This window comes from Sulfitobacter sp. D7 (assembly GCF_003611275.1).
Classification (GTDB): domain Bacteria; phylum Pseudomonadota; class Alphaproteobacteria; order Rhodobacterales; family Rhodobacteraceae; genus Sulfitobacter; species Sulfitobacter profundi.
In genome coordinates, this window is sequence record NZ_CP020694.1 from 236,937 (window position 1) to 254,959 (window position 18,023).

An 18,023-nucleotide genomic window follows, 5' to 3' on the forward strand; every position below is an offset into this window, starting at 1 on the left:
CGCAATGAATCACGCCTTGGGATCGGTGACAGACCGCGCTTTGCCGCGTTCCATCCCCAGCTGCCGCTCTCGCCAAATCACCAGTGCGCCCGCGCTGATCACTAGGGCTGCGCCTGCCAGCATCATCATCGTCGGCAGTTCGGCAAAGAAGACATAGCCCAGCAAGATGGCAAAGAGCATCGAGGTATAGTCGTATGGCGCCAGCATCGAAGCCGAGCCAAAGCGATAAGCCGAGGTGATAAGAATCTGCGCCACTCCGCCGATTAACCCTGCCAACACCAGCAAGCCAAAGGTTTGCAGATCAGGCATGACCCAGCCGAAGGGCAGGGTGAAAAGCGCCAAGACCGATGCAGTGACGGAAAAGTAAAAGACGATCGCCGCCGTGTCTTCGTTCTGCACCAATTGCCGGATGTGGATCTGCACAAGGCTGCGCACCATCGTCGCCATCAGGATCAACAGCGCACCAATCGTGGCTGTCTGTTCCATCGTACCGATGCTGCTGAAACGCGGCCAGAGGATGATCATCACCCCGACCAGCCCGATCGCCACGGCAGTCACGCGGATCAGACGGATCTGTTCGCCCAGCAACACGGCGGCAAGGATCACAGTGAAAATCGGTGTGGCAAAGCCGATGGCGGTGACCTCGGGCAGGGGCAGCAGGCCGAGGCCGGTGAAGGTCAGCCCCATTGCCGTGGTGCCGAAAAGCCCGCGCCAGACATGGCCCATCGGGTTTTTCGTCTTCAGCCCGCTTTTCAGTTTGCCGCGTTGCGCCAGCCAGATCAGGATCACCGGAATGGCAAAGAAGGACCGAAAGAAGACGGACTCGCCCGCGGGCACATCGTCGGCCAGCGATTTGATGATCGCAGACATGCAGGTAAAGAGCAGGATCGCCGTGATCTTCAGCCCGACGCCAAGGGCGGGGCGGGCGGAGAAATCATCGACTTTCATGCTCTGGTCCTCATGCTTCGGGGCCGATCCGTCCGCGGTTAGTGCCGATCTGACCGCGGTGCAGCAGCAGGTGATCCAGCAGCACGCAGGCCATCATCGCCTCGCCCACCGGCACGGCGCGGATGCCAACGCAGGGATCATGGCGGCCCTTGGTGATGATCTCGGTCTCTTCGCCTTGTTTGGTGATGGTGCGTCGCGTGGTCAGAATGCTGGAGGTCGGTTTTACCGCAAAACGCACGACCACGTCCTGCCCGGTGCTGATCCCGCCCAAGATACCGCCCGCGTGGTTGGAGGAATACTCCGGCCCCTCTGGCCCCATGGTGATCTCGTCCGCGTTCAGCTCTCCGGTCAGCATCGCGGCTGACATGCCTTCGCCAATTTCCACGCCTTTGACGGCATTGATGCTCATCATTGCGGCGGCCAGATCGGTGTCGAGCTTGCCATAGACCGGGGCGCCGATGCCCGCAGGCACGCCGCGCGCGGTGACTTCGATGATCGCACCCACGCTGCTGCCCGATTTGCGCAGCCCGTCGAGGTACTCGGCCCAATCGCCTGCCGCCTTAGCGTCGGGCACCCAAAACGGGTTCTGCTCGATCTGGTCCCAATCGAACGCATCCCGGTCGATCTTATGCGGACCCATCTGCACCATATAGCCGGTGATCTGCAGGTTCGGGGCCAGCACCTTGATCGCCTCACGCGCCAGTCCACCCGCCGCCACCCGCGCCGCCGTTTCACGGGCCGAGGAACGCCCACCTCCGCGATAGTCACGGATGCCGTATTTCTGGAAATAGGTGATGTCGGCATGACCGGGGCGGAACTTGTCCTTGATATCGCCGTAGTCTTTGGAGCGCTGATCGGTGTTCTCGATCATCAGCTGGATTGGCGTGCCGGTTGTTACCCCTTCGAAGGTGCCCGAGAGAATCCGCACCTCATCCGCTTCACGCCGCTGCGTGGTGTATTTGTTCTGGCCCGGTTTGCGCTTGTCCAACCACTGCTGGATCATGCCCTCGTCAATCGGCACGCCGGGGGGGCAGCCATCAATCGTGGCGCCAAGGGCGGGACCGTGGCTTTCGCCCCATGTGGTGACCCGGTAAAGATGGCCAAAGCTGTTGATCGACATGGGCGGACCTCCTGTTGTCAAACCCTTAGCCGGGGCAGCGCCCTGCCTCAAGGGGATTTGCCTTGCCAATTGTGCAGGTCCGATCTACCCCTGACGCTACCTCGGGGGGCCTTTGGGCTGAGATGTACGTGTTGTGCGGACCCGTTGAACCTGAACCGGTTAACACCGGCGGAGGGAAGGTCCGGACAGACATCCACCTTTTACCTTTCGCCGCAAAAGGAGGATGCAATGAAGTATCTTACACTTGCTGCGGGCGTCTTGGGCGCATCGGCTGCATGGGCCGAAACGCCTGAATTGACGGTCTATACCTACGACAGTTTCGTCACCGAATGGGGCCCCGGCCCGGCCATTGAAGAGGGGTTCGAGGCCGAATGCGGCTGCGACCTGAAATTCGTTGGCATGGGCGATGGCGCGGCACTGCTGGCGCGGCTCAAGCTTGAGGGCGCGCGCTCTGACGCGGATATCGTACTGGGGCTCGACACCAGCCTTGTCGCGGCGGCGAAGGAGACTGAGCTGTTCGCGCCGAGCGGGTTGCAGGCTGACTATGATCTGCCGATCACTTGGGAAGATGACGTCTTCGTCCCCTATGACTGGGGCTACTTCGCTTTTGTCCATGGCACGGACCTCTCCGCGCCCACCGATTTCAAAGCGCTGGCCGAGAGCGATTTGAAGATCGTCATCCAAGACCCGCGCTCCTCAACCCCCGGTCTGGGTCTGCTGATGTGGGTCAAAACGGCCTATGGCGATGAGGCGCCCGAGGTTTGGGCAGGACTGGCGGATAACGTCGTGACCGTCACCAAGGGCTGGTCCGAGGCCTACGGCCTGTTCCTCGAAGGCGAGGCCGACATGGTGCTGAGCTACACCACATCCCCCGCCTATCACCTGATCGCAGAGGAGGATGACAGCAAGACAGCGGCGCTGTTTGACGAAGGCCACTACATGCAGATCGAAGTGGCGGGGAAGCTCGCGGGGTCGGATCAGCCGGAGCTGGCCGATCAGTTTCTGCAATACCTCGTGTCCAACGCGGCGCAATCGGTGTTGCCGACGACCAACTGGATGTATCCCGCCGTGACACCTGAGGGCGGTCTGCCCGAAGGGTTCGACGGGATGATCCAACCCGGCAAGGCGCTATTGGTGCCCAATGCCGAAGTACCTGCGCTCCGTGAGGAGGCCTTGAACGAATGGCTGACCGCGCTGTCGCGCTAAGCAGCAAGACGGGGCTTTTCGCCGCCGCTCTGGTCGCGGGCCTGATCCTTGCCGCCCTGGTCGCCGTTTTCATGGCGGCCGATGTGGGGGCAGGGCTCGGCGCGGCGGACTGGGCGGCGGTGCGTTTTACTGTCACGCAGGCGGTGTGGTCGGCGGTGCTGTCTGTGCTGCTGGCGGTGCCGGTCGCGCGGGCCTTGGCGCGGCGGCGGTTTTGGGGGCGCGGGTTGCTGATTACATTGCTCGGCGCGCCCTTTATCTTACCGGTGATCGTAGCGGTGTTGGGGTTGCTGACGGTCTTTGGCCGCTCGGGCGTGCTGAACCAATTTGGCGCGGCTCTGGGCCTGCCGCCCGTGTCGATCTACGGGCTGCATGGCGTCGTTCTGGCCCATGTTTTCTTTAATCTTCCGCTGGCGACACGGCTTTTGCTGCAAGGCTGGCAGAGCATACCGTCCGAGCGATTTCGACTGGCCGGGCAGCTGCAGATGACGCCCCGTGCACTGTTTCTGGCGCTGGAATGGCCAATGCTGCGGCAGGTGCTGCCCGGCGTGGCGGCGCTGATCTTCGTGATTTGTCTGACCAGTTTTGCCGTGGCCCTGACACTGGGTGGTGGGCCACGCGCGACGACGATCGAGCTGGTGATCTATCAGGCGTTTCGGTTTGATTTTGACCTTGGGCGGGCGGCGCTTTTGTCGGTGGTGCAGCTTGTGCTCGCCGGTGCTGCGGCGGTTGCGGCGCTTTGGCTGATCCCGCCGATCAGCTTGGGCGGTGGGCTGGACCGCCCCCTGCGCCGCTGGGATGCGCTGGGCGGGGGGCAGCGAGCGTTGGACATTACCGTGATTTCGGTTGCCGCATTGTTTTTGCTGCTGCCGCTGGGGGCTGTAGTGCTGCGCGGATTGGTAGGTTTGGGGCAACTGCCGCCTTCGGTGTGGCAAGCTACATTGAATAGCATTCTGGTGGCGGGCTTCAGCGTGATGGTACTTGCCGCACTGGCCTTGCCGATGGCGGGTTGGATCGCTACCCGGCGGCGCGGCGGGGTGGAGGCGATTGGCCTGATGGGGCTTGCGGCCTCTCCGCTGATGATCGGCACGGGCTGGTTCATCATGATCAACCCGGTGCTGGATCCCGCGCGGCTGAGCCTCCCCGTTACGGCCCTCGTGAACGCGCTGATGGCGCTGCCTTTCGTGCTGCGCATTCTGGTGCCGCGGCTGCGTGAAACGTTGCAGGATTATGGCCCGCTGACGCAGACCCTCGGCATGAATGGTTGGGCGCTTTGGCGTCTGTTGGTCTTGCCGCGCTTGCGTCCACAACTGGGCTTTGCCGCCGGGCTGACCGGGGCGCTGTCGGTGGGTGACCTCGGCGTGATCGCGCTGTTCGCCGATCAGGACCGTGCGACGCTGCCCTTACAAATGTACCGTCTGATGGGCGCTTACCGGATGGAGGCCGCAGCAGGTGCGGCGGTGTTGCTGCTGGTCTTGGCGCTGGCGCTGTTTTTCATCTGCGACAAATGGGGGCGCTGGCATGCTGACGCTTGAAAAGATGCGCATAGAGCGGGGCGAATTCAGCCTTGTCGCCGATATGACCCTCGCACCGGGGCGCAGCTATGCGGTGATCGGCCCCTCTGGGTCGGGCAAGTCGACGTTGCTGGCGGCGATCTGTGGGTTTGTGCCGGTGGCAGCAGGGCGGTTGTCGCGGGAGGGGGAGGACATCACCGAACAGCATCCCGGCCAGCGCGGTATGACGATGTTGTTTCAGGACAATAACCTGTTTCCCCATCTCACCGTGCGGCAGAACGTCGGGCTTGGCCTGCGCTCCGACCTGCGGCTGACAGCAGCGGATCGAGAAACGATTGACGCCGCCCTCACGCGGGTGGGGCTGAGCGATCACGCCGCCAAACGCCCTGGTGCGCTGTCGGGCGGACAGCAGAGCCGCGTGGCGCTGGCGCGGGTGCTGGTGCAGGCGCGGCCTTGGGTGCTGTTGGACGAACCCTTTGCCGCGCTTGGCCCCGCGCTGCGGATTGAGATGTTGGACCTTGTCCAAGACCTCGCCCGAGAGACCGGGGCGGGGCTGATAATGGTGACCCATGCGCCCGATGACGTGCGGCGCATCGCGGATGAGGTGATCTTTGTCGAAGGCGGGCGCGCCCATTCGCCGGGGCCAGCGGCGGAATTGCTCGACAACCCGCCCCCGGCCCTGCGTGCCTATCTGGGTTAGGCGGCGGAAATTTTTGAAATTTCCGGGGCGTTTTCTTTTGAAGAAAACACCTCCAGCGCTTGGGTCATGCCGAGGGCGGCTTGGGCGGCCTCGCGTCCTTTGGTGACAAAATGCGCGCGGTAGATCGCGTTGTGGTGGTCGGTTTCCTGATAGTGATGCGGGGTGAGCGAGACTGACAGCACAGGCAGGTCGCAGTCCAGCCCCACGCGCATCAGCCCATCGACCACCGACTGCGCCACGAAGTCATGACGGTAGATACCGCCATCGACAACGAAGGCCGCACAGACCACGGCGTCATAGCGCCCCGTTTTGGCCAAGCGCTGTGCCATCAGCGGCAATTCAAAGGCACCGGGAACGGCAAAACTGTCGACCTGCGCGGCGTCGATAACTTCGGTAAATCCGTCATAGGCGCGGTCGACGATATCCGCATGCCAACTTGCGCGCACAAAGGCGAAACGGGCGGAACGATCTTGTGTCATGGTGATCTCCTTTAGGTTCAGACACGTCCACCCAAGGCGATCACGAGCATAGGCAGGGCCAAAGCCCCACATCTGTTCGCATTCTCTTCCATCCGGACTGTGACCGTCGGCTCTGGAATCGCACCAGATCTGCTGACACCCCGTGGGGCCGCTCGCGGGCTTGCGGGAACCGCTTACCGCCGGTGGGGAATTTCGCCCCGCCCTGAGAATGATGCTAGGTTGCCAAGTTGGGGAAGGCTCTGCAATACCAAAAGAAACGCTCAGGAGCCGCCATGCATCCCAACCCGATCTACCGCAAAGAGGGCCGAGACAGGAACCTCGCTTTTGCCCGCGACATGGGCTTTGGCGTGCTGGCGATCAACGCCGCCGACGGGCCGCTGATGGCGCATGTGCCCTTCATTCTGAACGCTGCCGGGGATCTGGCGGAGCTGCATCTGGTGCGCTCAAACCCCATCGCGCGGGCGCTGAAGGCCCCGCAGCCGGTGCGATTGGCGGTGACCGGGGCCGACAGCTATGTCTCGCCCGATTGGTACGGCATCGAAGACCAAGTGCCGACATGGAACTACGTCGCCGTGCATCTGACCGGGATGCTAGAGGCGCGCCCGGCAGAGGAACTGCCCGATCTGCTGGCGCGGCAATCGGCGATCTATGAGGCGCGGCTGGCGCCCAAGACCCCGTGGAAGATGGACAAGATGACCCCCGAGGCGCGCGACAAGATGCTACGTATGATCGTGCCCTGCCAGATCCGCGTCACCGGGATCGATGGCACGTGGAAGCTGGGCCAGAACAAGGATGATGCCGTGCGTCTGGCGGCGGCGGATCAGATGGCGGCGCATGGGTTCGGGACAGAGCCTGCGGTGATGGCGGCATTGATGCGCGGCGTTTGAACGCCGTTGCGTCAGGCGCGGCCCCGTTGAATAGTGCGGGCAACCAAGGGGGGACTTCACGTGAAACTATTTTATTCTCAAACCTCGCCCTATGTCCGCAAGGTCATGGTGCTGCTGCACGAAACTGGCCAGCTTGATGATGTCGCGCTGGAGCCGACCTCGGGCACGCCGCTGGCCCCGGCCGAGGGCTTTGCCGTGCGCAACCCGCTGACCAAAGTGCCCGCACTGGAGCGACCGGACGGATGCACGCTTTATGACAGCCGGGTGATCTGCGCCTATCTGGATGACCGCGCCGGAGCGGGGCTTTACCCCCAAGGCGCAAGCAGGTGGGACACTTTGACGCTGGAGGCCACGGCGGACGGGATGCTCGATGCAGCGCTCGCCATGGTCTACGAAGGCAAGCTGCGCCCCGAAAACAAACGCATGGCGGAATGGGTCGAGGGCCAGTGGGGCAAGGTTGAACGCGCCTGCAAGACGCTGAACAATCAATGGGCAGCGCATTTGGCGGGGCCATTGGATATGGGGCAAATCGCGATTGGCTGCGCGTTGGGCTATGTCGATTTCCGCCATGGCGCACGCGATTGGCGTGCTGGAAACCCTGATCTGGCGGCCTGGTTCGATGCCTTTGATTCGCGTCCCGCGATGATGCATACGGCGCCGCCGCAGTAATCGGGCCGTAATGATATTGCCACAATCGCGGTATTTTTGCCGCGTTGTGGCGCGGTTGATCCCAGATGCGCGGCTTTGACATCTGGACGGGCGCGGTCCATCCCGGTAGATAGCGGCGAGAAGTCAGGTGGCAAGGTGACGCCACCCCTATGTCTGACGGCCAGATTTGGCCAAGAATTGGAGTAAACCCGTGTCCCAAGCAGAAGAACACGCAGGCACCCGGAGGGATTTCCTGTATTACGCGACAGCCGGTACAGGTGCCGTCGCCGTTGGTGCCGCCGTCTGGCCGCTGGTCAACCAGATGAACCCCTCTGCCGACGTAAAGGCGCTGTCGTCCATTCGTGTGGATGTGTCCGGCGTTGAAGTCGGGACGCAGCTGACTGTGAAATGGCTGGGCAAGCCGGTGTTCATTCGGCGCCGCACCGAAGCCGAGATCGAAGAGGCGAAAGCCGTCGATGTATCGACGCTGCCCGATCCAATCGCGCAGAACGAGAACCTTAGCGGCGACGTGCCTGCCACGGACGAGAACCGCGCGCTGGATGAAACTGGTGAATGGCTGGTTCAGATGGGCGTTTGTACGCACCTTGGCTGTGTGCCTTTGGGTGATGCGGGTGATTTTGGCGGCTGGTTCTGCCCTTGCCACGGGTCGCACTATGATACCGCAGGCCGCATCCGTAAGGGGCCGGCCCCACGCAACTTGCCGGTGCCTGTCGCCGAATTCGTGGACGAGTCCACGATCAAACTGGGTTAAGGGAGCGGAAGAGAGATGTCTGGAATTCCTCACGACCATTACGAGCCGAATTCGAACGGCGAAAAGTGGCTGCACCGCCGCCTTCCCATCGTTGGCCTTTTGTACGACACATTGATGATCCCCACGCCCAAGAACCTGAACTGGATGTGGATCTGGGGCATCGTGCTGACTTTCTGTCTGGCGCTGCAGATCATCACCGGCATCGTTCTGGTGATGCACTACACGCCGCATGTCGATCTGGCCTTCTCGTCGGTTGAGCACATCATGCGCAACGTGAATGGCGGCTATATGATCCGCTATCTGCATATGAACGGCGCGTCGCTGTTCTTTATCGCGGTCTATGCGCATATTTTCCGTGGTCTCTACTATGGCTCCTATAAAGCCCCGCGTGAGATCACATGGATCATTGGCATGCTGATCTACCTGCTGATGATGGCCACCGGCTTTATGGGCTACGTTCTGCCTTGGGGTCAGATGTCCTTCTGGGGCGCGACCGTGATTACCGGCCTCTTTGGCGCGGTGCCCTTCGTCGGTGAAACACTGCAGACATTCCTGCTGGGTGGACCTGCCGTTGATAACGCGACGCTGAACCGCTTCTTCTCGTTGCACTATCTGCTGCCCTTCGTGATTGCGGGCCTTGTGGTTCTCCACATCTGGGCCTTCCACACGACCGGCAACAACAACCCCACCGGGGTCGAAGTGCGCCGCACCTCGAAGGAAGACGCCAAGAAAGACACGCTGCCGTTCTGGCCCTACTTCGTGATCAAGGACTTGTTCGCGCTGGCCGTGATCCTGACGCTGTTCTTCGCGGTTGTTGGCTTCATGCCGAACTATCTGGGCCACCCGGACAACTACATCGAAGCCAACGCTCTGGCGACGCCTGCACACATCGTGCCGGAATGGTACTTCCTGCCCTTCTACGCGATCCTGCGGGCCTTCACGTCTGAGGTTTGGGTTGTGCAGATTGCGTCCTTCGTGACCGGTGGCATCATCGACGCCAAGTTCTTCGGCGTGCTGGCGATGTTCGGTGCGATTGCCGTGATGGCGCTGGTGCCATGGCTGGACACATCCTCTGTGCGCTCGGGCCGGTATCGTCCAATGTTCAAATGGTGGTTCGCCCTGCTGGTGATCGACTTCTTCGCCCTGATGTGGCTGGGTGCGATGCCCGCAGAAGAGCCCTATGCGAGCTTCTCACTGATCGCTTCGGCCTATTGGTTCGCCTACTTCCTCGTGATCCTGCCCCTCTTGGGCGTGATCGAGAAGCCGCTGGCGCAACCTGAAACCATCGAAGCCGACTTTGACGCGCATTACGCGCCCAAGGCAGGCGGCACCAAGACGCTTGTGAACCCGGCGGAATAAGGATCATGACCATGATGAAGACCAATCTCCTTTCTGCCGTGGTAACTCTGGGCCTTGCCCTGCCGGGAACGGCGGTGCTGGCGCAGGACACAGCGACAGAAGAAGAACTGCTAACAACTCCGGCGGAAACGCCGGAGGCCGAAGCCGAAACCGCGCCTGCTGAAGCGCCAGCGGCGGAAGAGGCACCTGCCGAAGCTGACGCGACCGCAGCCGAACCCGAGGTCGACGCGGCCCCGGCAGAGGAACCAGCGGTTGAGGCAGCTCCTGCTGAGGACACCGCAACCGAAGAGGCACCTGCTGCCGAGGCTCCGGTTGAAGAAGCTCCTGCTGAAGAGGCGACAACCGAGGAAGCTCCGGCTGAAACGGTGCCTGCCGAGGAAGCACCAGTAGCGGAAGAGGCCCCGGCCGAAGAAACCGCCACTGAGGATGCTGCCACCGAGGAAGCGCCCGAAGAGGTTTCCGCCGAAGACGCAGAAGAAGCACCTGCCGAGGAAGTCGAAGCCTCGGACGAAGCGCAATCGACAGCCGAGGAAAACGCTGAAAACGAAGTGATCGTCGAAGACGACGTCGACGGCCAAGCGCATGGCGATGACCCCAACGTTGGCGTCATGGAAGCGGATGATCACGGCGAAGAGCACGCCTCGGACGATCATGCCGGTGATGATGACCACGGCGGCGATTCCCACGCCACACCGCATATCGACAACATCGATTTCTCTTTCGATGGTCCGTTCGGCGGCTATGACGTAAACCAGCTTCAGCGCGGTCTGCAGATCTATACCGAGGTTTGCGCTGCGTGCCACGGTCTGGAATATGTCGCGATGCGGACATTGGCGGACGAAACCGGTCCGAACATGCCCGAAGATCAGGTGATCGAATACGCAAAAGGCTATGACGTCTATGACGCCGAGCTGGACGACACCCGCCCCGGCACCCCGGTTGACCACTTCCCCGGGTCCAACCTGCCGAACGCACCTGACCTGTCCCTGATGGCCAAGAAACGCGCCGCGTTCCACGGCCCCTACGGTTTGGGCATCAACCAGTTCCTCAAAGGGATCGGCGGGCCGGAGTATATCACCGCACTTCTGGCCGGCTACACAGGCGAAGAGAAAGAGCAAGCGGGCACGGTTCTTTATGAGAACACCGTTTTCCCCGGCGGCTGGATCGCCATGGCGCCCCCGCTGTCGGATGAGCTGGTCGAGTTCGCGGATGACCATGCCAATGACGTGCAGCACATGGCCGAGGATGTCTCTGCCTTCTTGATGTGGACCGCCGAGCCAAAACTGGGCGCGCGCAAGCAGGCTGGCTTTGCCGGGGTTGTGCTGTTGGGTCTGTTGTCGGTGCTGCTGTACCTGACCAACAAAAAGCTCTGGGCGCCGGTCAAGAACCGCCGCAAGGACGACTGATCGGGCCACGGCTTTTGGAAATGAGAAGGGCGTCGGGAAACCGGCGCCCTTTTTTTGGCCATGCGTAAAGACGGCGGCCATTTGGCCTAAAACCTCTCAACAGGGTCCCCCCGGTGGCACACCGGGCATCGCCCTCCCTCCCCCCGGAGGGCGATTGGGCGAGGTTTCATGATGCGGAGTCGTTTCGAGTACGGCAGCCGTTCCGACGACAGCCTCGTTCCATCGCCCCCCAGGGAGGGCGATGCCCTTCGCGCTAGGCGGTCAGCTGCGCGCCTGAAATTCCGGTGATCTCGGCCCGCACGATGTCGCCCTCGACCTGTGGCGCGGCAAAACTCACCTCGGTGAACTGCGCCGTGCGCCCCATGTGAGGGTTCTCCATCAACACATCATGCGTTTGCCCCACCTGCGCCTCCAGATGCCGCTGCACTTGCCGCTCACCCGCCGCGCGCAGCCGTGCCGCGCGGGTTTTAATCGCAGCACCGTTCACCGCGGGCATCCGCGCCGCGGGGGTGCCGGGGCGGGCGGAATAGGGGAAGACATGCAGCCATGTCAGGTCACATTCCTCGACAAGTTTCATCGAGTTTTCGAACATTGCTTCGGTCTCGGTCGGGAAACCGGCGATGATGTCGGCGCCGAAGGTCATGTCGGGACGCAGGGCGCGGGCCTCTTGGGCGAAACGGATCGCATCGTCGCGCAGGTGGCGGCGTTTCATGCGCTTGAGGATCATGTCGTCGCCGTGCTGCAACGACAGGTGCAGATGCGGCATCAGGCGTGGCTCAGTCGCGATGGCCTGCATCAGGTTCTCATCCACCTCAATTGAATCGATCGAGGAAATCCGCAGCCGCGGCAGATCGGGCACCAGACGCAAGATTCGCATCACCAGATCGCCGAGCTTTGGCGTGGCGGGCAGATCGGCCCCCCATGATGTCAGGTCGACCCCGGTTAGCACCACTTCGTTAAAGCCTTTGTCGACCAGCCGCTTGATCTGATCCACCACGACCCCTGCGGGGACCGACCGGGAATTGCCGCGACCGTAAGGAATGATGCAGAAAGTGCAGCGGTGGTCGCAGCCGTTTTGCACCTGCACATAGGCGCGGCTGCGGGTGCCGAATCCGTCGATCAAATGGCCTGCCGTTTCGGTGACTGACATGATGTCGTCGACCTGCACAGTCTCGGTCTCGCCGATGAAATCGGCGGCCATGCCCTGCCATGTCGCGCCCTGCATCTTTTCGGTGTTGCCGATCACGGCGTCGACCTCGGGCATGGCGTTAAAGGTCTCGGGCTCGGTCTGTGCGGCGCAGCCGGTGACGATCAGCCGCGCATCGGGGTGCGCCTTGCGCAGCTTGCGGATGTCTTGGCGCGCTTTGCGCACGGCCTCGGCGGTGACGGCGCAGGTGTTGACCACCACGGCGTCTTGCAACCCGGCCTGTTCGGCCAGTTCTTTCATCGCCTCGGTCTCATAGGCGTTGAGCCGACAGCCCATGGTGCTGAAGATCGGGGCGCTCATGTCAGGCTCTCCAGAAAGCCGGGGGTGAAGGTGCCGGAAAAGACATGGGCGGTCGGCCCCGTCATCCAGACGCCATCCTCGCGCCAATCGATGTGCAGTGTGCCGCCGTCGAGGTCGATACGCACGGCGCGGCCCGTCAGGCCCCGGCGCGCGGCGGCCACGGCGGTGGCGCAAGAGGACGAGCCAGAAGCCAGCGTCACCCCCACGCCGCGCTCCCAAACGCGCATGCGGATGTGATCCGGCCCGACGATCTGCGCGACTTGCACATTGGTGCGCTCAGGGTAAAGCGGATCATGCTCGGCGCGGGGGCCGAGATCGGAGAGGTCCATCGCCTCGGCATCATCGACGAAGAAGGTGCAATGCGGGTTGCCCATGCCGGTGGCGACGGGGTCGCCGTTAATCGGCAGGTGCAGCGTGTCCATTTCGCGCGCCAGTGGCACCTCGTCCCAATTCAACTGCGGGTGGCCCATGTTGACGGAGGTCAGGCCGCCCCCGGCGTCTTTCGCTGCCAGATCGCCCCGCGCGGTGGTCAAATGCAGCGAATCGCGCCCCGACTCATCCATTAGGTAGCGCGCGATGCAGCGGGTGGCATTGCCGCAGGCAGCAGAGAGGGATCCGTCGGAATTGTAAAAGGTCAGATGCGCGTCGCCCGTCCCTTGTGTAATCACCGCAAGCTGATCGAATCCCACGCCAAATTGCCGGTGCCCGATGGCCTGCGCCATCGCCGGGGTCACGTCGATTGCCTCCGCGCGTGCGTCAAACACGACGAAGTCATTGCCTAGCCCATGCATTTTCATGAAGGGCAATCCGGGGGTCTGATCGCTGTACATTCGGGGCATATAACCCCGGCATGAAAACTAATCCAGCATCTCGCATTATTTTCGTAATTAAGGGCTTGACCCTGCCGCCCGTAATTTCTAGTTACCCGCCTAGTGGGCCGTTAGCTCAGTTGGTAGAGCAACTGACTTTTAATCAGTAGGTCGATGGTTCGAACCCATCACGGCTCACCACTCACCCCCCCCCGAATATGGTTGTGGATCAGGTGTTTGGTGCCGCCCGCGGGCGGTTTCGCCTATTCCTGACCGCGCAGCCGCGCCGAGCGTCGGCGCAGGGCTTCCAGCACGAAAAGCATCGTCGCCGAGAGCACCACCAGCAGCGTTGCCACCGCCAGAATCGTCGGGTTGATCTGCTCGCGCAGACCCGAGAACATCTGCCGCGGAATCGTGCGCTGTTCGGGGCCTGCCAGGAAGAGCACCAGCACCACCTCGTCAAAGGATGTGACAAAGGCAAAAAGCCCGCCCGAGATCACGCCGGGGCGAATGAGTGGTATCACCACGTCCCAGAACACTTTGATCGGAGAGGCCCCAAGGCTCAGCCCCGCCACGAAGAGTGAGCGGTCAAAGCCGCTGAGCGTGGCGGTGACGGTGATGATGACAAAAGGCACGCCGAGCGCCGCATGGGCGATGATCAGCCCGGTGAAGGTGCCGACCAGATTGAACTGCGTGTAGAAAAAGAACATGCCTGCCGCGATGATGATCAATGGCACGATCATCGGCGACAGCAGCAGCGCGGTGATGACCCGTTTGAACGGCATCCAAGGCGAGGCGAGGCCGACGGCGGCCAGTGTCCCCAGCACCGTAGCGATGCTTGCCGCAGCGATGCCGACAAGGAAGGAGTTGCGGATCGCGATGCGCCATTTCTGGTCATCGACAATCTCTTGATACCAGCGCGTCGAATAGGCGTCGGGGTCGAGCGACAGCATGCCTTGGGTAAAGGTAAAGAACGGCTCGGCATTGAACGACAGCGGCATGATCACGAGGATCGGCAGCATCAGAAAGATGAGCACCAAGGCCGCCATGACGCGCAGGCCGTAGTGGCCCGCTTTGTGCCAGATCGTGTAATAGTCGGGCAATGGGCTCATGGCGTCATCCCAGCTTGAGGTTGTCGGTGCCGACGAAACGGTCGAACAGCCAGTAAAGGACAAGGATCAGGATCAAGAGGAGCGAGCCAAGCGCCGCCGCCAGTTCCCAGTTGTTCGAGACCTGCATGTGGAAGGCGATGATGTTGGAGATCATCTGACCATCGGTGCCGCCCACCAGCGCCGGGGTGATGTAGTAGCCGACCGAGATGATGAAGACCAACAGCGCCCCGGCAGACAAGCCCGGCAGGCTCATCGGCAGGTAGATTTTGTACCACGCGCCGATGGGGTTCGAGCCCATCGAAATCGCGGCGCGCATGAAGCTCGCGTCGATCCCGCGCATCACCGCATAGAGCGGCAGCACCATGAAGGGCAGCAGGATGTGGGTCATGGCAAGGATCGTAGAAAACTCATTGTAGAGCAGTTCAATCGGCTCATTGATCAGCCCCGCCCAGATGAGCGTAGAGTTCACCACGCCGCCCGCTTGCAACAGCGCGATCCAAGCGGTGGTGCGCACCAGAAGCGAGGTCCAGAACGGCAGCAGCACAAAAACCATCAAGAAGTTCGCCGTCGCCGGAGAGGCTTGGGACATATAGAACGCCAGCGGATAGCCCAGCAACATGGTCAGCCCGGTGATAATCAGCGCCATCTTCAGCGTCTTGGTATAGAGCTGTTTGTAGATCTGCGTGTCGCGCATGACGATCTCGCCCTCGGCGTCGTACTCCAGATCGACGGCGGTAAGGTAATAGCTTGAGGTATAGGCCTGCCCGGCACTGCGGATTGCGCGCCATGTGGCGGGTTTGGCCCAGCGGTCATTCTCTGCCAGCAGCATCTCAACCCCATTGGCGGCGAGTTCTGCATCATCGGCACGGCGCAGACCGCGGGCGGTGGATTTGATCACGCTCGACATGCCCGGCAGGGCGCGGTTGATCTCATCGGCGAATTTGCCGGAGGTGCGGTTGCCCGCCATGCGCTTCATGTCGATGGCCATTTGCGTCACCACAGCCGGATCGGGCAGGGTCTCACCCTCCCAGTCTTCCAGCATGGTCAGCGTCTCAGGCACCAGTTCGGCGACGGTCGGGTTATAGACACTGCGAAACAGCATCGTGGTGATCGGGGCCACAAAGGCAAAGAGGATAAAGACCAGCAGCGGCACCACGAACAAAAACGCCTGCGTGCGGCGTCTGCGCAATTGGCGACGGGCGTTGGCGGCGTCTTCGGAACTGAGGCTGGGCACGCGATTACTCATCTGTAAGGTGTGGGGTCCCCGCGCCCGGAAAGGCGCGGGGCAGGGTGCTTATTGCAGCAGCCATTCGTTGAACTTCTCGCCAAGGCTTTCGCCATAGTCGGCCCAGAAGATACCATCGGCCTTCACGCCCTCATCAAGATGCGCCGTGGGCAGGTCTTTCTTGACCTCTTCGGGCAGCAGCGCCTGAGCAGAGGCGCGGGTCGGGCCGTAGGCCACGTCTTGCATCCCCGAGAGCGGCACGGTGCCTGTGGCGAACTTGATGAACTCCATCGCCTCTTCTTTCTTCTCGGTGCCTTTCATGATCGCCCAAACGTCGAGGTCATAGATGTGGCTGTCCCAGACGATCTCGAAGGGGGCGCCATCGTCCTTGATCGCGGCAAAGATACGACCGTTGGCGGATTGCACCATGGTGGCACCGCCGTCGTTCAGCAGAACGGGGGCCTGAGACCAGCTGTCGTACCAAGTGATCTCGTCCTTGATGGTGTCGAGCTTGGCAAAGGCTTGGGCTTGGCCCTCTTCGGTGGCCAGCACCTCATAGACTTCCTCGGGGGCAACGCCATCGGCCAGCAGCGCCCATTCCATGTTCACTTGGGGGCGTTTGCGCAGACCACGTTTGCCGGGGAAGGCTTCGGTGTCAAAGAAGTCTTCGATGGTTTTCGGGCCTTCGCCGTTTTCGGTGTTCACGGCAAAGACGACGGACCAAACGATGTTACCCACGCCACATTCATTGGCCAGCGCGTCTTCGATGAAGTCATCGGCCGCTGCGGTGCCATCGTCGCCATCGGGCAGGACGGATTGGTCGATCACTTCCAGATAGCCTTCGGCGCAGGCGCGCTCGAGGTCGATCACTTCGATGTCGACCACATCCCACAGGATGTTGCCAGCTTCGACCTGCGCCTTCATTTCGGCCACGCCGCCGCCGTAGTCTTCGAACAGGACGTTGGTGCCGGATTCCTTCATGTAGGGTTCAATCATGTGCTCCATCTGTGCCGCGCCATAGGCGCCGCCAAAAGATGTCACTGTCAGATCCTGGGCCAGAACAGGGCTGGCAAGCAGCGCCGTCGTGGCCAGATACGTCAGATGTTTCTTCATCGGGTCTCTCCTTGTTGTGTCCAGGTCTTTTGCGGGGCCCCGGTTTGCCCTCGGTCGCCTTTAATTGGCAAAGGCGATGCAATCTTTCGTCAGGGACAACAGCTGCGCCGTCGCGCCGTCTTCGAATTCTGGCGCGGACAGATCGTTGAGCACTTTGACGATAATGTCGGTGCCGTCGGGCAGGCGGAAATAATAGCGGATGAAATCGCCCACATAGATGCGCGTGACAAAGGTCGCCGTCAGCGCGTTGTCATGGGCGTGGGTCGTGGGGTGAATGAACAGCTTCTCAGGCCGGATCGACACGCGGCATTGTGCACCTTCGGTCAGCCCTTCGGAGGTCTGGGTGGTGATGGTGCCGGTGTCTGTCTCAACCTTGGCAAGGTCGCCATCGATCTTGCTGACCTTGCCCTGCACGAAGTTATTCTCGCCGATGAACTCGGCCACGAAGGCATTGACCGGGCGCTCATACAACTCCGCCGGTGGGGCGCATTGTTGCACGACGCCATCGTTGAAGACCGCGATCCGGTCCGACATCGACAGCGCTTCGGTTTGGTCGTGGGTGACGTAGATCACGGTAAAGCCGATCTGCTTGTGCAGGCGGGTGATTTCAAACTGCATCTGTTCGCGCAGGTTCTTATCAAGCGCGCCCAAAGGTTCATCCATCAGAATGAGCGTCGGCTGGAAAATCATCGCGCGGGCCAGCGCCACACGCTGCCGTTGGCCGCCGGAAAGCTGACCGGGGCGGCGGTCGCCAAAGGCCGAAAGCTCGACCAATGCGAGATATTCGGCCACGCGCTCTTTGATATCGGCCTTGGACATTTTGCGCACGCTAAGCGGATAGGCGAGGTTTTCGGCCACCGTCATATGCGGGAACAGCGCGTAGTTTTGGAACACCATGCCGATGTTGCGCTTGTTGGGCGCGGTCTTGTTGATCGATTTGCCGTTGATGGCGATATCGCCCGAGGTGACGCTTTCAAACCCCGCCAACATCATCAAAACGGTGGTTTTGCCCGATCCGGAGGGGCCAAGAAGGGTGATGAACTCCCCCTCCTGCACATCCATGTCGAAGCCTTTGACGACGAGGTTTTCCTGATCGTAGCTCTTCTTGACGTTGTCAAAACGCAGAAAAGTCTCTGCTTTGGTGTCTTTCATTGTGTCGCGGCTCTCCCTGTCGCTGGGGGGAGTTAAGCAGGTGCGATGATTCTAAACAATATCTTGTAT

General features: G+C 61.6%; 17 protein-coding genes, 1 tRNA gene and 2 riboswitches. Of the genes, 9 read left to right on the plus strand and 9 right to left on the minus strand.

Translation table 11 applies throughout. The features are described from left to right. Positions 1-9 precede the first annotated feature (9 nt). Positions 10-948, minus strand: coding sequence for a DMT family transporter (locus B5M07_RS01085; RefSeq protein ID WP_067935337.1), 939 nt, complete (start codon positions 946-948; stop codon positions 10-12). A gap of 10 nt (positions 949-958) precedes the next feature. Further along, positions 959-2,068, minus strand: coding sequence for a chorismate synthase (aroC, locus tag B5M07_RS01090; protein ID WP_120349878.1), 1,110 nt, complete (start codon positions 2,066-2,068; stop codon positions 959-961). A 92-nt stretch (positions 2,069-2,160) separates the two neighbouring features. Then, a riboswitch (TPP riboswitch) is annotated at positions 2,161-2,262 on the plus strand. Positions 2,263-2,296: 34 nt separating this feature from the next. Here aroC and thiB point away from each other — a divergent pair. Genes thiB through B5M07_RS01105 form a run of 3 tightly spaced genes read left to right on the plus strand, consistent with a single transcriptional unit; the run spans position 2,297 to position 5,485 of the window. Beyond that, positions 2,297-3,274: a thiamine ABC transporter substrate binding subunit gene (gene thiB / locus B5M07_RS01095; protein ID WP_120349879.1), complete on the plus strand. Its 978-nt coding sequence runs from the start codon at positions 2,297-2,299 to the stop codon at positions 3,272-3,274. After that, positions 3,250-4,806: a thiamine/thiamine pyrophosphate ABC transporter permease ThiP gene (locus B5M07_RS01100; protein ID WP_120349880.1), complete on the plus strand. Its 1,557-nt coding sequence runs from the start codon at positions 3,250-3,252 to the stop codon at positions 4,804-4,806. The genes thiB and B5M07_RS01100 overlap by 25 nt, the downstream gene beginning before the upstream one ends. Continuing rightward, a complete protein-coding gene (locus B5M07_RS01105; RefSeq protein ID WP_120349881.1) occupies positions 4,793-5,485 on the plus strand; it encodes a thiamine ABC transporter ATP-binding protein in 693 nt (230 codons plus the stop codon). The genes B5M07_RS01100 and B5M07_RS01105 overlap by 14 nt, the downstream gene beginning before the upstream one ends. On the opposite strand, the gene B5M07_RS01110 is transcribed toward B5M07_RS01105, so the two are convergent. Continuing rightward, positions 5,482-5,964, minus strand: a complete 483-nt coding sequence (locus tag B5M07_RS01110) for a 6,7-dimethyl-8-ribityllumazine synthase (RefSeq protein ID WP_120349882.1) — start codon at positions 5,962-5,964, stop codon at positions 5,482-5,484. The genes B5M07_RS01105 and B5M07_RS01110 overlap by 4 nt on opposite strands. A gap of 76 nt (positions 5,965-6,040) precedes the next feature. Continuing rightward, a riboswitch (FMN riboswitch) is annotated at positions 6,041-6,178 on the minus strand. Between the two features lie 58 nt (positions 6,179-6,236). Here B5M07_RS01110 and B5M07_RS01115 point away from each other — a divergent pair. From B5M07_RS01115 to B5M07_RS19655, 5 genes are all read left to right on the plus strand, one after another. Next, a complete protein-coding gene (locus B5M07_RS01115; protein ID WP_120349883.1) occupies positions 6,237-6,851 on the plus strand; it encodes an FMN-binding negative transcriptional regulator in 615 nt (204 codons plus the stop codon). A gap of 60 nt (positions 6,852-6,911) precedes the next feature. Next, the gene (locus tag B5M07_RS01120) at positions 6,912-7,520 is read left to right on the plus strand and encodes a glutathione S-transferase (RefSeq protein ID WP_120349884.1); all 609 of its coding nucleotides are present in this window, start codon (positions 6,912-6,914) and stop codon (positions 7,518-7,520) included. A 190-nt stretch (positions 7,521-7,710) separates the two neighbouring features. After that, the gene (gene petA, locus B5M07_RS01125) at positions 7,711-8,271 is read left to right on the plus strand and encodes a ubiquinol-cytochrome c reductase iron-sulfur subunit (RefSeq protein ID WP_007118534.1); all 561 of its coding nucleotides are present in this window, start codon (positions 7,711-7,713) and stop codon (positions 8,269-8,271) included. Between the two features lie 15 nt (positions 8,272-8,286). Further along, positions 8,287-9,630 (plus strand): cytochrome b, encoded by a 1,344-nt coding sequence (gene petB, locus B5M07_RS01130; RefSeq protein ID WP_067265773.1) that lies wholly within the window; start codon positions 8,287-8,289, stop codon positions 9,628-9,630. Between the two features lie 11 nt (positions 9,631-9,641). Beyond that, complete coding sequence (locus B5M07_RS19655) at positions 9,642-11,036, plus strand: cytochrome c1 (protein WP_302649194.1); 1,395 nt, start codon at positions 9,642-9,644, stop codon at positions 11,034-11,036. A gap of 253 nt (positions 11,037-11,289) precedes the next feature. Here the strand turns inward: B5M07_RS19655 and mtaB are convergent, their stop codons facing one another. Then, positions 11,290-12,543: a tRNA (N(6)-L-threonylcarbamoyladenosine(37)-C(2))-methylthiotransferase MtaB gene (gene mtaB / locus B5M07_RS01140; RefSeq protein ID WP_120349886.1), complete on the minus strand. Its 1,254-nt coding sequence runs from the start codon at positions 12,541-12,543 to the stop codon at positions 11,290-11,292. Then, the gene (gene dapF, locus B5M07_RS01145; protein WP_120349887.1) at positions 12,540-13,373 is read right to left on the minus strand and encodes a diaminopimelate epimerase; all 834 of its coding nucleotides are present in this window, start codon (positions 13,371-13,373) and stop codon (positions 12,540-12,542) included. Before dapF ends, mtaB begins: the two co-directional genes overlap by 4 nt. A 104-nt stretch (positions 13,374-13,477) precedes the next feature. On the opposite strand from dapF, the gene B5M07_RS01150 reads away from it, so the two are divergent. Then, positions 13,478-13,553: transfer RNA gene (locus tag B5M07_RS01150), tRNA-Lys, on the plus strand. 62 nt (positions 13,554-13,615) lie between these two features. Here the strand turns inward: B5M07_RS01150 and B5M07_RS01155 are convergent. The 4 genes from B5M07_RS01155 to B5M07_RS01170 are packed head-to-tail and all read right to left on the minus strand — an operon-like array spanning position 13,616 to position 17,954. Further along, positions 13,616-14,464 (minus strand): ABC transporter permease, encoded by an 849-nt coding sequence (locus B5M07_RS01155; RefSeq protein ID WP_120349888.1) that lies wholly within the window; start codon positions 14,462-14,464, stop codon positions 13,616-13,618. A gap of 4 nt (positions 14,465-14,468) precedes the next feature. Then, on the minus strand, positions 14,469-15,698 hold the full coding sequence (locus B5M07_RS01160; RefSeq protein ID WP_120349889.1) for an ABC transporter permease: 1,230 nt from the start codon (positions 15,696-15,698) through the stop codon (positions 14,469-14,471). A 60-nt stretch (positions 15,699-15,758) separates the two neighbouring features. After that, positions 15,759-16,802, minus strand: coding sequence for an ABC transporter substrate-binding protein (locus tag B5M07_RS01165; RefSeq protein ID WP_120349890.1), 1,044 nt, complete (start codon positions 16,800-16,802; stop codon positions 15,759-15,761). Positions 16,803-16,862: 60 nt separating this feature from the next. Next, positions 16,863-17,954: an ABC transporter ATP-binding protein gene (locus tag B5M07_RS01170; RefSeq protein WP_120349891.1), complete on the minus strand. Its 1,092-nt coding sequence runs from the start codon at positions 17,952-17,954 to the stop codon at positions 16,863-16,865. Between the last annotated feature and the right edge of the window lie 69 nt (positions 17,955-18,023).

Excerpts from the sequence above, each read along its gene's own strand:
- B5M07_RS01085 (WP_067935337.1), bottom strand. The coding sequence starts at position 948 with ATGAAAGTCGATGATTTCTCCGCCCGCCCCGCCCTTGGCGTCGGGCTG.
- aroC (WP_120349878.1), bottom strand. The coding sequence starts at position 2,068 with ATGTCGATCAACAGCTTTGGCCATCTTTACCGGGTCACCACATGGGGC.
- thiB (WP_120349879.1), top strand. The coding sequence starts at position 2,297 with ATGAAGTATCTTACACTTGCTGCGGGCGTCTTGGGCGCATCGGCTGCA.
- B5M07_RS01100 (WP_120349880.1), top strand. The coding sequence starts at position 3,250 with ATGGCTGACCGCGCTGTCGCGCTAAGCAGCAAGACGGGGCTTTTCGCC.
- B5M07_RS01105 (WP_120349881.1), top strand. The coding sequence starts at position 4,793 with ATGCTGACGCTTGAAAAGATGCGCATAGAGCGGGGCGAATTCAGCCTT.
- B5M07_RS01110 (WP_120349882.1), bottom strand. The coding sequence starts at position 5,964 with ATGACACAAGATCGTTCCGCCCGTTTCGCCTTTGTGCGCGCAAGTTGG.
- B5M07_RS01115 (WP_120349883.1), top strand. The coding sequence starts at position 6,237 with ATGCATCCCAACCCGATCTACCGCAAAGAGGGCCGAGACAGGAACCTC.
- petB (WP_067265773.1), top strand. The coding sequence starts at position 8,287 with ATGTCTGGAATTCCTCACGACCATTACGAGCCGAATTCGAACGGCGAA.
- B5M07_RS19655 (WP_302649194.1), top strand. The coding sequence starts at position 9,642 with ATGATGAAGACCAATCTCCTTTCTGCCGTGGTAACTCTGGGCCTTGCC.
- mtaB (WP_120349886.1), bottom strand. The coding sequence starts at position 12,543 with ATGAGCGCCCCGATCTTCAGCACCATGGGCTGTCGGCTCAACGCCTAT.
- dapF (WP_120349887.1), bottom strand. The coding sequence starts at position 13,373 with ATGTACAGCGATCAGACCCCCGGATTGCCCTTCATGAAAATGCATGGG.
- B5M07_RS01155 (WP_120349888.1), bottom strand. The coding sequence starts at position 14,464 with ATGAGCCCATTGCCCGACTATTACACGATCTGGCACAAAGCGGGCCAC.
- B5M07_RS01165 (WP_120349890.1), bottom strand. The coding sequence starts at position 16,802 with ATGAAGAAACATCTGACGTATCTGGCCACGACGGCGCTGCTTGCCAGC.
- B5M07_RS01170 (WP_120349891.1), bottom strand. The coding sequence starts at position 17,954 with ATGAAAGACACCAAAGCAGAGACTTTTCTGCGTTTTGACAACGTCAAG.